The sequence below is a fragment of the Thalassobaculum fulvum genome (assembly GCF_014652915.1).
Taxonomy (GTDB): Bacteria; Pseudomonadota; Alphaproteobacteria; order Thalassobaculales; family Thalassobaculaceae; genus Thalassobaculum_A; species Thalassobaculum_A fulvum.
The window spans coordinates 237,855-250,268 of record NZ_BMZS01000005.1; the positions used below are offsets into that span (position 1 = coordinate 237,855).

Annotated in this window: 11 protein-coding genes; 6 read left to right on the plus strand and 5 right to left on the minus strand. The window is 70.5% G+C overall.

Going from position 1 to position 12,414, the window contains the following annotated elements:
- Positions 1–7: 7 nt before the first annotated feature.
- The 4 genes from boxC to IE246_RS12790 all read right to left on the minus strand — a co-directional run bounded on the left by boxC (position 8) and on the right by IE246_RS12790 (position 4,672).
- Positions 8–1,666, minus strand: a complete 1,659-nt coding sequence (gene boxC / locus IE246_RS12775; RefSeq protein WP_229837039.1) for a 2,3-epoxybenzoyl-CoA dihydrolase — start codon at positions 1,664–1,666, stop codon at positions 8–10.
- 98 nt (positions 1,667–1,764) lie between these two features.
- Positions 1,765–2,301 carry a DUF309 domain-containing protein gene (locus tag IE246_RS12780; RefSeq protein WP_189990124.1) on the minus strand — a complete coding sequence of 179 codons (537 nt, stop codon included), beginning with the start codon at positions 2,299–2,301 and terminating at the stop codon, positions 1,765–1,767.
- A 23-nt stretch (positions 2,302–2,324) separates the two neighbouring features.
- The gene (locus IE246_RS12785) at positions 2,325–3,119 is read right to left on the minus strand and encodes an alpha/beta fold hydrolase (protein ID WP_189990126.1); all 795 of its coding nucleotides are present in this window, start codon (positions 3,117–3,119) and stop codon (positions 2,325–2,327) included.
- Positions 3,120–3,136: 17 nt separating this feature from the next.
- Positions 3,137–4,672, minus strand: coding sequence for a benzoate-CoA ligase family protein (locus IE246_RS12790; RefSeq protein ID WP_189990128.1), 1,536 nt, complete (start codon positions 4,670–4,672; stop codon positions 3,137–3,139).
- A 299-nt stretch (positions 4,673–4,971) separates the two neighbouring features.
- On the opposite strand from IE246_RS12790, the gene IE246_RS12795 reads away from it, so the two are divergent.
- The 5 genes from IE246_RS12795 (at position 4,972) to IE246_RS12815 (ending at position 9,544) form a co-directional block, all read left to right on the plus strand.
- Positions 4,972–6,141: an ABC transporter substrate-binding protein gene (locus IE246_RS12795; protein ID WP_189990130.1), complete on the plus strand. Its 1,170-nt coding sequence runs from the start codon at positions 4,972–4,974 to the stop codon at positions 6,139–6,141.
- 88 nt (positions 6,142–6,229) lie between these two features.
- On the plus strand, positions 6,230–7,102 hold the full coding sequence (locus tag IE246_RS12800) for a branched-chain amino acid ABC transporter permease (protein WP_189990132.1): 873 nt from the start codon (positions 6,230–6,232) through the stop codon (positions 7,100–7,102).
- A 4-nt stretch (positions 7,103–7,106) separates the two neighbouring features.
- Positions 7,107–8,099, plus strand: a complete 993-nt coding sequence (locus IE246_RS12805) for a branched-chain amino acid ABC transporter permease (RefSeq protein WP_189990135.1) — start codon at positions 7,107–7,109, stop codon at positions 8,097–8,099.
- Positions 8,092–8,850 carry an ABC transporter ATP-binding protein gene (locus IE246_RS12810; RefSeq protein ID WP_189990136.1) on the plus strand — a complete coding sequence of 253 codons (759 nt, stop codon included), beginning with the start codon at positions 8,092–8,094 and terminating at the stop codon, positions 8,848–8,850. Before IE246_RS12805 ends, IE246_RS12810 begins: the two co-directional genes overlap by 8 nt.
- Positions 8,843–9,544 carry an ABC transporter ATP-binding protein gene (locus IE246_RS12815; RefSeq protein ID WP_189990138.1) on the plus strand — a complete coding sequence of 234 codons (702 nt, stop codon included), beginning with the start codon at positions 8,843–8,845 and terminating at the stop codon, positions 9,542–9,544. The genes IE246_RS12810 and IE246_RS12815 overlap by 8 nt, the downstream gene beginning before the upstream one ends.
- 42 nt (positions 9,545–9,586) lie before the next feature.
- On the opposite strand, the gene IE246_RS12820 is transcribed toward IE246_RS12815, so the two are convergent.
- Entirely contained in the window at positions 9,587–10,441 is an 855-nt protein-coding gene (locus tag IE246_RS12820; protein WP_189990140.1) for a LysR substrate-binding domain-containing protein, read from the minus strand.
- Between the two features lie 110 nt (positions 10,442–10,551).
- Between IE246_RS12820 and ilvD the strand changes: the two genes are divergently transcribed.
- Positions 10,552–12,399 (plus strand): dihydroxy-acid dehydratase, encoded by a 1,848-nt coding sequence (ilvD, locus tag IE246_RS12825; RefSeq protein ID WP_189990142.1) that lies wholly within the window; start codon positions 10,552–10,554, stop codon positions 12,397–12,399.
- The last annotated feature ends 15 nt before the right edge of the window (positions 12,400–12,414 follow it).

The window sequence follows — 12,414 nt, forward strand, 5'->3', positions numbered from 1 at the left end:
GCGTCTGTCAGACGCGCCGTCTGTCGTAGTCGCCGCGCACGCCGGTGCCGTAGCGGCGCAGGGCGCCGGCCTCGCCGACCGCGTTCGGGCGCTGGAAGATCCAGTTCTGCCACGCGGTCAGGCGGCCGAAGATGCGGGTCTCCATGGTCTCCGGGCCGGCGAACCGCAGGTTCGCCTCCATGCCGGTCAACGCATCGGGCGAGAAGCTGGCGCGTTCCTCGAGGAAGATCCGCACCTCGTCCTCCCAGTCGATGTCGTCGAACGCGAAGGTGACGAGGCCGAGCTCGGCCGCCTGGTCGGCGGTCAGCGCCCGGTCTTGCTGCGCCTGGGCGGCGGCCAGGCTGTCCGGCTCGCCGAGGAAGCGGGTCTGCAGCCGGGTCAGGCCGTTCGACATCGGATAGCGGCCGAAATTGCCGGCGGTCAGGATCAGCGCCGCCGGCGGCCGGTTGTCGCCCTCGAAGCTGCCCTCGGCCATGTAACTGCGGTCGCAGGCGAACGCGATCTCGGCCAGCATCCCGGCGAAGCAGGAACCGGGCTCGACCAGCGCGACCAGTGACCGCGAGGTCAGGTCGACCCGCTTCAGCACGCGCTTCCAGTACAGCAGGATCTCGCCGGCCAGCCAGTGGTCGGCGTTGTCCAGCAGCATCCGCTCGTGGGCGGCCGCCAGCTTCGGGTCGCCGGACGCCTTGAACACGATCACCCCGGCCTCGAGCTCGTTGAAGCGCAGGTGCAGCAGTGCGTCGTCGAGCTCACGCGCGCAGCGCAGCACCCAGGCCTCGGCGCCCTGGCCGTGCAGGGCCTCGACGGTCTCCGGCGCCGGCTCGGTGGGCCCGTGGATCTCGACGGTGGCGATGCCGGTGGCGCGGTCGATCGAGACCGAGACGGTCGAGTACACGATCGCGTCGGTGCCGTCGAAGCGGCGCTGCAGCGGGGTCAGGGCGATCCCGGGGGCGTCGACCTTGCGCTTGCTCTCGGCGGCGAACGCCTTGGCGCGGGCCAGGACCGACTGGTCGAACGTGGCATTCGACACCAGCTCGTCGACCAGCCGCCAGTCGCGGGCGCGCTGGCCCTTTACGCCTTCCTCCATGGCGCAGAACACGTCGGCGCGGTCGCGCCGCACCTTGCGCTTGTCGGTGACCCGGGTCAGGCCGCCGGTGCCGGGCAGCACCGCCAGCAGCGGCACCTCGGGCAGGGCGACCGTCGAGGAGCCGTCGTCCGCCAGCATGATGTGGTCGCAGGCCAGCGCCAGCTCGTAGCCGCCGCCGGCGCACGCCCCCTGGACCGCGCAGATGTAGTGCTGGCCGGATTCCGCGCCGGCCGCCTCCATGGTGTTGCGGGTCTCGTTGGTGAACTTGCAGAAGTTGACCTTGTGGGCATGGGCGGCGCCCGCCAGCATGCGGATGTTGGCGCCGGCGCAGAACACCCGCTCCTTGCCGGAGCGCAGCACCACCGCCTTGACCTCGGGGTGTTCGAAGCGCAGCCGCTGGATCGCGTCGGCGAGCTCGATGTCGACGCCGAGGTCGTAGGAGTTCAGCTTGAGCTGGTAGCCCTCGAACAGGCCGCCGTTCTCGTCCACGTCCATGATCAGCTGTGCGACGTCGCCGTCGACCTGGATCCGCCAGTGTCGATAGCGGGACGGCTCGGTCTGGAAATCGATCGTGGTCACCGCCGGACGCTCCCTTGCCTTCGCGTGTTTCAAGTCAGCATTATAATGCATAGATGCCCGTCGATCCACCCTGAATCGGGACAGGGTTGGCTGATCATCTAAGTATTTCCGCTTATTGCCGGATCTTTCCGGCCGTCGAAGCCGGGAGATTGTGTGTGCATTATAATGCATTTCGGTCGAAGGCTGTCGCAATCCGCGAGTTCCCGGGCCGCGTCCGTGCCGGGCAGCGCGGCGCCCAGGCGCCGCAGCGCGGCAGCCGCCCGGGCCGGCTCGATGCCCAGCACCGCCGTCGCTCCGGCGGCCTCCGCGAAGTCGGTCTCGGCCAGGCGCAGCAGCCGCGTCGTCGCGCCATGCCGGCCCATCGCACTCTTCAGGCCGGCATTGGCGCACTGGATCAGCCCGCGCAGCACGGCGCGCTCGCGGCTGTTCGGCAGGCAGCGGGCCCAGGCCGGCTCCCAGACCTCGTGGGCCTCCCAGAAGAAGCCGCCGGCCGTCAGGTCGAAGCCGTAGAGATAGGCGGCGCTCGCCGACCAGGCGGCCGGGTCGAACGCCCGGCGGGCGTCGGCCGCTGCGGCCGCGACCGGCCCGCCTTCCGGGCGAGCGTTGATTCCTGGCAGGTGTGGTCGGCCGGGCATGCAGTACGTGTCCTGGAGCGGTTTCATCCGGGCACCAGCCGGCGGACGAAGCCGCCCACCAGGTCGAGGGTGCGGTCCGGCTGGTCAAGGAACGGCGCGTGCCGGCAGTCCGCCAGCAGGACCGTCTCGACCGGGCCGGGGACCCGTTCCGCCACCACGTCGATCTGGGCGCGGGTGCCGTACTGGTCGGCCTCGCCCTGGACCGCCAGCACCGGCACCGCGATATCGGCCAGCGGGGCGCGGATGTCCCAGCGCTCGAAGTCCGGGTCGAGCCAGGCGTCGTTCCAGCCGCGGAACGCGGCGTCGACATCGGCGTGGTAGCGGGCGAGCCGCGATCGCAGGTCGCCCTCGGCGTAGGCGGTCCTGGCCTCGGCGATCGAGCGCAAGCCCATCGGCTCCGTGAAGAAGTGCGACGCCATCAGGACGATACCGGCGATCCGCGGGTCGCGCACCAGGCCGGCGTGCAGGGCGGCGATCGAGGCGCCGTCGCTGTGGCCGACCAGGATGCCGCGCCGCAGGCCGATGGCGTCCAGCACCGCCGGCAGCACCCGCACCGCCTCGTCGGTCATGTAGTCGAGAGGTCGCGGCAGCGGGCAGGAATCGGACTGGCCGTAGCCCTGTCGGGAGTAGGCGAACACCCCGCAGCCGGTCGCCCGGACCAGCCGGGCCGGGAAGTCCCGCCACAGCGCCACGCAGCCGAGCCCCTCGTGCAGCAGGACCAGGGTCGCGGCCTCGGCCGGTGGCGGGCCGAGGCACATGGCCTCGAGCTCGGCGCCGCCGGCCCGGATCCGCCGGGGCTGACCGTCGATCCACTCCATCGCCGGAGCCGGTTCCGTCAGGCCTGCGAACGCAGCTTGTAGCGCTGGATCTTGCCGGTCGCGGTCTTCGGCAACTCGTCGACGAGTTCGATCCAGCGCGGGTACTTCCACTTGCCGATCGCCTCCTTCACGCAGTCCTTCAGCGCGTCCTCGAGGCCGTCGCGCGCCGCCCCGTCCTTGAGCACGACGAACGCCTTGGGCTTCTCCAGGCCGTTCTCGTCGAGCGCCGGGACCACCGCCGCCTCCAGCACCGAGGGGTGCGAGATCAGCGCCTGCTCGACCTCGAACGGCGCCACCCAGATGCCGCTGACCTTGAACATGTCGTCGGTGCGGCCGCAGTAGACGTACCGGCCGTCGGCCTGGCGCTGGTACTTGTCGCCGGTGCGGGTCCACACACCCTCGAAGGTGCTGCGCGACTTGTCGCGCTTGTTCCAGTAGCCGTCGGCCGCGGTCGGGCCGTTGACCAGCAGCTCGCCGACCGCATCGCCCTCGACCTCCTTGCCGGACTCGTCGACCAGCCGCAGTTCGTAGCCGGGCACCGCCACGCCGGAGGTGCCGTAGACCACGTCGCCCGGGCGGTTCGACAGGAAGATGTGCAGCATCTCGGTCGAGCCGACCCCGTCGAGGATGTCGACGCCGGTCAGGGCGCGCCACTTCTCGCCGACCTCGCGCGGCAGCGCCTCGCCGGCCGAGACGCACATCCGCAACCGGTCGCAGCCGGGCGCCGGACCCTCCTTGGCGTGCGCCAGCATGGCGGCGTACAGCGTCGGCACCCCGCAGTAGATCGTGGGTCGGACCTCGGCCATCAGGTCGAACACCGATTGCGGCGTCGGCCGGCCGGACAGCAGCGCGGTGGTGGCGCCGACCGACATCGGGAAGGTCATGCCGTTGCCGAGGCCGTAGGCGAAGAACAGCTTGGCCGCCGAGAACACCAGGTCGTCCTGGCGGATGCCCAGAACCTGGGCCGCGTAGGTGTCGGAGGTGCCCTTCAGGCTGCCGTGCACGTGGCGCACGCCCTTCGGTGCGCCGGTCGAGCCGGAGGAATACAGCCAGAACGCCACCTCGTCGGCCGACGCCGGCTGCATCGGCTGCGGCCTGCAGGTTGCCAGCTCGGCCGAGAAGTCGAGGAAGCCCTGGCTGTCGCCGCCCAGCACGAACACCGCGCGCAGGTGCGGCAGGTCGCCGAGGATCGGGCGCACCGTCTCGAGCAGCGGCGCCGACACGAACAGTGCCTTGGCACGGCTGTCGCGCAGGATGAACCGGTAGTTGTCGGCCGACAGGAGGGTGTTCAGCGGGACCGGGACGATCCCGGCCTTCAGGCTGCCCCAGAAGATGATCGGGAACTCCAGCACGTCGAGGGCGATCATCGCCGCCCGGTCCTCCGGGGTGATGCCGTGCCGGGCGTAGAGATCGGCTATCAGGTCCGACCGGGCGGCGAGTTCGCCGTAGGACAGCGTGCGGTCGCCCTCGATGAAGGCGGTCTTGCCGCCGCGGCCTTCCGCGAGGTGGCGGTCGACGAAATAGCTGGCCGCGTTCTCGGTGGTCGTCGTCACGCGAAGTCCCTCCCTTGGGTGTCGGCGCGCCTGTGCCGGCGGCTTCGACGGATCCGTTCGATTCGATGCGGTTAGGCATTATGTTGCATAGTCGCATGGCGGTGTCATCTCGAAAGGCGCCGGTGATCCCCGGGTTTCTGCCGGGTTTCCCGTGGAAATCGGTGGGTTTGATGGGGGTGTGGCGGCTGCTGGGCTTTCAATATGTATTATAGTGCTTGTTCCTCTCCGGTCAGTCGGGTAGCGTTTCCGGAAACAAAATGCCGGTCCCGCAAGCGCCGGGTCATACAGGGAGGAAGAGAATGAAGCTGTCTCGCACATGGCTGTCCGCCGCCGCTGCGCTGATGCTCGCGGTTCCCGCGACGGCGCACGCGAAGGACTACAAGGTCGGCCTCCTGCTGCCGTACTCGGGCGTATACGCCGCGCTCGGCAAGGAGATCGACCAGGGGTTCGAGCTCGCCCTGCAGACCCGCCTCGGCGAAATGGCCGGCTCGAAGATCGAGATCGTCCGCGAGGACACCGAGGTGAAGCCGCCGGTTGGCCTCGCCAAGACCCGCAAGCTGATCCTGCAGGACCAGGTCGACGTCATGGTCGGCATCGTGTCGTCCGGCGTGCTGGGCGCGATCCGCGACTTCGTGCACCAGTCCGGCACGCCGCTGATCGTCGCCAACGCCGGCAACGACGACGCGACCGGTGCGCGCTGCAGCAGGTTCATCACCCGGGTGTCGTTCTCGAACGGGCAGGTCAACCGGCCGATGGGCGACTGGCTGTACAACAAGGGCGTGCGCAAGGTGTACACCCTGGCCCCCGACTATGCGGCCGGGCACCAGATGATCGAGACCTTTTCCGCGGCCTTCAAGGCGGCCGGCGGCACCATCGTCGGCGGCGAGTTCACGCCGTTCCGCACGACCAAGGACTTCGGCCCGTACCTGACCAAGGCCCAGTCGGCCGGGCCGGACGCGATCTTCGTGTTCTACGCCGGCGGCGAGGCGATCTCGTTCGTCAAGCAGTACGCCAGCTTCGGCGTCGCCGACTCGGTGCCGCTGTACGGCTCCGGCTTCCTGACCTCGCCGCTGTACGTCAACGCCGAAGGGCCGGCCGCCAAGGGCGTGGTCACCAGCCTGCACTACGTGCCGACCATCGAGTCCCCGGAGAACGCCGCCTTCGTGAAAGCGTTCTCGGCGGCCTACGGCCATGCGCCGTCGGAATACGCGGTGCAGGGCTACGACGCCGGCCAGGCGCTGGTCGAGGCGGTCAAGTCCGGCGCCACCGACCGGGCGGCCCTGGCCGAGGCTCTCGGCAAGGTGCGGTTCACCAGCCCGCGCGGACCGGTCGAGATCGACCCGGCGACCAACAACATCGTCCAGAACATCTACATCTACGAGACGGTACAGGGCGACGGGACCCTGACCCAGAAGATCCTGGACGTGGCCAAGGCGGTCCGCGACCCGGTCAGCGGCTGCCAGAAATAGGCCGCTCATCGACCCACCCACCGCCTCCGGTTGCCATGGCAGCCGGGGGCGGCGCCTTCTCCTCGCCACGCATCGCCCAGGGTCGTCGATGACTGCCGACGCTTCGTTCTGGATCGTTCAGACGCTGAATGCGCTGCAGCTCTCGATGCTGCTGTTCCTGCTGTCGGTCGGCCTGACGGTCATCTTCGGCCTGCTGCACTTCGTGAACCTGGCGCACGGCTCGCTGTACGCCCTCGGTGCCTTCGTCGGGGTCTCGGCCTCGGCGTTCGCCGGCAGCTACTGGGCGGCGTTCGCGGTGGCGCCGGTGGCGGTGGCGTTGGTCGGCATCGTCCTGTACGTCGCGCTGATCCGGCGGATGCGCAACGCCGGGCCGATGAACCAGGTGCTGGTGACCTTCGGCCTGATCTTCGTGTTCCTCGACCTGTTCCGGCTCGGCTGGGGAGACATCCCGCTGGGCATGGCCGAGCCCGACCTGTTCAGCGGTCGCACCGAATTCCTCGGCATCGTGTACCCGACCTACCGGCTGTTCATCATCGGGCTCGGGCTGGTGGTGCTCGCGGCGTTGTCGCTGCTGCTGTCGCGCACCCAGCTCGGCGCCATCGTGCGGGCCGGGGTCGACAACGGCGACATGGCGGCCTGCCTCGGCATCAACGTCGAGCGGGTGTTCTTCGTCGTGTTCTGCCTCGGCTGCGCGCTCGCCGGGCTGGCCGGGGCGGTGGCGGCGCCGGTGCTGTCGGTCACCACCGACATGGGGACGGCGATCCTGATCCCGACCCTGGTCGTGGTGGTGATCGGCGGCCTCGGCAGCCTGCGCGGCGCGATCGCCGGATCCCTGCTGATCGGGTTCGTGCAGACCTTCGGCGCGGTGCTGGCGCCGCAGGCGGCGGCGGTGGCAGTGTACGCCCTGCTGGCGGTGGTGCTGATCCTGCGGCCGGCCGGCCTGTTCCCGGCCAGGGGCTGAGCGCATGTTCCACCAGACCCCGCTCAAGACCGGCGCCGTCCTGCTGCTGGCGACCGCCGCCGTGGTGTACGCCTTCACCACCGGGTTCTTCGGCCTCGAGCTGCTGACCGAGGTGGCGATCCTGGCGATCGTCGCCATCGCCCTCGACCTGGTGGCCGGCTACGGCGGCATGGTCTCGCTCTGCCACGGCGCGCTGTACGGGGTCGGCGCCTACGCCTTCGCCTCGGCGACCGTGCTGCTGGGCTGGGGCGGGGGTGCGGGAATGGCGATGGCGGTCGCCGGCGGAGGCGCCTTCGCCTGGCTGATCGGCGCGGTCTCGGCCCGCACCCACGGCATCTTCTTCATCATGGCGACCCTGGCGTTCGGTCAGATGGCCTACGCCTATTTCTTCGACAGCCCGCTGTTCGGCGGCAGCGACGGGATGCCGGGCATCGCCCGGCTCGACCTGTCGGGGGCCGGGCTCGATCTCAACGACTCGCGCGGCTATGCCCTGTTCTGCACGGTCCTGGCGCTGCTGGCCTACGCTCTGGCGGCGACGCTGCTGCGGTCCGGCTTCGGCCGCACGCTGGTCGGCATCCGCGCCAATGAGCCGCGCATGCGCGCACTCGGCCTGCCGGTGTGGCGGCACAAGGCCGCCGCCTTCGGCACTTCCGGGGCGCTGGCCGGGCTGGCGGGGGCGCTGGCCGCCCAGCACACCATGTACGTCTCGCCGGGGCTGCTGCACTGGACGGTGTCGGGCGAGCTGCTGATCATGGTCATCCTCGGCGGGCTCGGCACGTTGGTCGGCGCGGTGCTGGGGGCCGGGGTGCTGGTGTTCGTCAAGCACGAGGTCGCGCGCTTCACCGACCACTGGCACATGGTGGTCGGGCTGGTGCTGATCGCGACGGTGCTGAGCGGCGGACGCGGGATCTTCGGACAGATCGAGTTCTTGTGGGGCCGGCGCGGCGCACGCAGGCCCGAGCCGGCGGCAACCGAAGGATCGCCGGACCATGCTTGAGGTGCGCGATCTCTCGAAGAGCTTCGGGGCGCTGGCGGTGACCCAGCGGGTCTCGCTCCGGGTCGCGCCGGGCGAGCGCCGCGTGCTGCTGGGGCCGAACGGCGCCGGCAAGACCACGCTGTTCAACCTGCTGGTCGGCGAGCTGGCGCCGGATTCCGGGCTGATCCTGGTCGACGGCCGCGACGTCACCGCCCTGTCGGTGGACGCCCGGGCCCGGCTCGGCCTCGCCCGAAGCTACCAGAAGAACAACCTGTTCGCCGGCCTGACGGTGCACGAGAACCTGGCCCTGTCGGCGGCCTGCGCCCAGGGCAAGGCGACGGCGCTGCTGGCCGACAGCCACCGCGACCGCGGGGTGGTCGCGACGGTGGAAGAGGTGGCCGAGCGGGTCGGGCTGTCCGAGCTGCTGGATGCCTCGGTCGACACCATCCCCTACGGCGCCCGCCGCCGCCTGGAGGTCGGGCTGGCGCTGGCGTCGAAGCCGCGGATCCTGCTGATGGACGAGCCGACCTCCGGCATCGGGCCCGGCGGCATCAATGCCTTCCACGCATTCCTGCACGGCCTGCCGGCGGAGCTGACGATCCTGATCGTCGAGCACGACATGGACCTGGCGTTCGGCATCGCCGACCGGGTCACCGTGCTGAACCACGGCGAGGTGGTGTTCGACGGCCCGCCGCAGGAGGCCCGCGACAGCGCCCTGATCCGGGAGATCTATCTCGGCAGTTGGGGCGCTGAAGGGGGCGGCCATGCTTGAGATCGAGGACCTGCACGCCGGCTACGGCGAGACCTGGGTGACCCATGGTCTGTCGCTGTCGGTGGCGCCCGGCCGGGTGCTGGCGGTGCTGGGCCGCAACGGGGTCGGCAAGTCGACCACCCTGAAGGCGATCATGGGCCTGCTGGGCAGCGTGCGCGGCACGATCCGGTTCGACGGGCGCCCGCTGCTCGGCCTGCCGCCATACCGTATCGCCACCCTCGGCATCGCCTACGTCCCCGAGACCCGGGACATCTTCCCGTCTCTGACGGTGCGCGAGAACCTGGAGCTGGCGGCCCGGCGGTTCGGACGCCCGGACGGCGCCTGGACCCTGGAACGGGTGCTCGACCTGTTTCCGCGCCTGCGCGAGCGGCTGGACAACGGCGGGACCCAGCTGTCGGGCGGCGAGCAGCAGATGCTGGCGATCGCCCGGGCGCTGCTGATGAACCCCCGCCTGTTGATCCTGGACGAGCCGACCGAGGGCCTCGCGCCGATCGTCGTGCAGTCGATCCACGCCGTGCTGGACGGCCTGCGGGGCGAGGGGCTCAGCATGCTGCTGGTCGAGCAGAACTTCGGCTTCGCCACCAGCCTGGCGGACGAGGTCCGGGTGATGGGCCGCGGCACCGTGGTGTGGGCCGGCTCGCCCGCCGACATCCGCGCCGACACCGCCGTGCAGGCGCAGTGGCTCGGTGTGTGAACCGGCTCGGGGTCTGACGGGACGACCCGATGGCCCGTCCGGTCAGGAGCGCCGGACCAGCTGGTCTTCCAGGAACGCGGCCAGGTGATGGACCGCCGGCGAGCCGGCGCCGGGCGCGCGGTGCAGGGCGATCTCCGAGACCGGCAGCGGCGGCAGGCCCTCGGACGGGCCGATCAGGCGCAGGTCGTCGCGCGCGGTGCTGCGCTTGACGACGGTGACCGCGATGCCGGCCGCCGCGGCCGACTCGACCGCCGCGATGCTGGTGCTGCTGTACACCACCCGCCACGGGATGCCGGCCGCGTCCAGCGCGCCGGTCGCCCAGTTCCGGAACAGGTTGCCGCGGGCCAGCACCGCCAGCGGCACCGTGCCGAGATCGGGCAGCGGCAGCCGGGCGGCATAGGCCCAGCACGTGTCCTCGGTCCGCAGCACCCGACCGGTCCCGGTGCCGATCGGCTGGGTCGCCAGTACCAGGTCGAAGCTCTCGCCGAGCTCCTGCAGCAGGTCGGCGGTGAAGCCGGTGGTCACTTCCAGGATCACGCTGGCGAAGCGGCGCTCGAACCCGGCGAAGATCCGTGGCAGCACGTGGGTCGCATAGTCGTCCATGACGCCGATCCGGACCGTGCCCTCGACCGAGGCGCCGTGCATCTCGGTCAGGGCGCGGTCGTGCAGCTCGAGCAGGCGTCGGGCATAGCCGAGCAGCGTCTCCCCCTTGCGGGTCAGCGTCACGCCGCGGGCCGACCGTTCGAACACCGGCCCGCCGACCGCGTCCTCCAGCTTCCTGATCTGCATGCTGACGGCCGACTGCGATCGATGTACCCGCCGCGCGGCGTGCGTGAACCCCCCGGTCTCGGCGACCGCCAGGAACGAGCGGAGGGTCTGGGTGTCGAGATCGTGCATCGTTTCAATATCAGAGATTCGAATGACGACTATCAATTCAATTCGTTTCTCAGATGATTCGGGGCCGCCTAGCGTGGACGCGACAAGTCACGTCCGAAGGGGGTTCAGACATGCCGGCCTATCGCTCGCGTACCACCACCTCGGGGCGCCGCATGGCGTCGGCCCGCAGCCTGTGGCGCGCCACCGGGCTGGTCGACGAGGATTTCGGCAAGCCGATCGTGGCGATCGTCAACTCCTACACCCAGTTCGTGCCGGGCCATGTCCACCTGAAGGGGATCGGCGACATCGTCGCCGAGGCGGTCTGGGCGGCCGGCGGGGTGGCCCGCGAGTTCAACACCATCGCGGTCGACGACGGCATCGCCATGGGCCATCACGGGATGCTGTACAGCCTGCCGTCGCGCGAGCTGATCGCCGACTCCATCGAGTACATGATCAACGCGCACTGCGTCGACGCGATGGTCTGCATCTCGAACTGCGACAAGATCACGCCCGGCATGCTGCTGGCGGCGATGCGCCTGAACGTCCCGACGGTGTTCGTCTCCGGCGGGCCGATGGAGGCGGGGCGCACCACCCTCGGTGGCGTCGAGCGTGCCACCGACCTGATCGACGCCATGGCGGCGAGCGCCGACCCGACCGTCAGCGACGCCGACGTCGACGCGCTGGAGCGCTCGGCCTGCCCGACCTGCGGATCCTGCTCCGGGATGTTCAGCGCCAACTCGATGAACTGTCTCGCCGAGGCGCTCGGGCTGGCGCTGCCCGGCAACGGCTCGCTGCTGGCCACCCACGAGCTGCGGCTCGGCCTGTACGAGCGGGCCGGAGAACTGATCGTCGAGCTGGCGCGCCGCTGGTACGAACACGAGGACGCGACGGCCCTGCCGCGCGGCATCGCGACCTTCGAGGCGTTCGAGAACGCCATGGCCCTCGACATCGCCATGGGCGGGTCGACCAACACGGTGCTGCACCTGCTGGCGATGGCCGGCGAGGCCGAGGTCGACTTCACGCTCGCCGACATCGACCGGCTGTCGCGGCGGGTGCCGCATTTGTGCAAGGTCGCGCCGTCGACCGGCAGGTTCCACATCGAGGACGTGCACCGGGCCGGCGGCATCGTCGCGATCCTCGGCGAGCTGCGCCGGCTCGGCCTGCTGCACACCGAGATCCCGACCATCCATTCGTCGAGCCTGGGCGCCTTCATCGACGCCTGGGACGTCCGCTCGACCGGCGATCCGGCGGTCCACGACTTCTTCCGCGCCGCGCCTGGCGGCGTGCGCACCATCCAGCCGCTCTCGCAGGACCGGATGCACGAAGCCCTCGATCTCGATCGCCGCGAGGGCTGCATTCGCGACCTCGACGGCGCCTACAGCCGCGATGGCGGGCTGGCGGTGCTGTACGGCAACCTGGCGCGCGACGGCTGTATCGTGAAGACCGCCGGGGTGCCGGCGGAGATGCGGCGCTTCGTCGGGCCGGCCCGGGTGTTCGAGTCGCAGGAGGCGGTGACCGTTGCGATCCTGGAGGGCGGCATCGAGCCTGGAACCGTGATCGTGGTCCGCTACGAGGGCCCCAAGGGCGGGCCGGGCATGCAGGAGATGCTGTACCCGTCGACCTACCTGCGCTCGGTGGGGCTGGACCGGAGCTGCGCGCTGATCACCGACGGCCGGTTCTCCGGCGGGTCGTCCGGGCTCTCGGTCGGGCACATTTCGCCCGAGGCGGCGGAGGCGGGGGTCATCGGGCTGGTCGAGGACGGCGACGTCATTCGTATCGACATCGACGACCGCTGCATCGAACTCGCCGTGGACGAGGACGAACTACAGCGGCGCCGGGCCGCGACCGACGCCCGGTGCGGCCCGGTCTGGCGGCCCGGTGAGCGGCATCGGCCGATCTCCCGGGCGCTCGCCCTGTACGGCCGGACCGTCGCCAGTGCGTCCAAGGGCGCCGTACGGACGCTTGATCCCGTCGGCTAGGCGGTTCGACGGGAG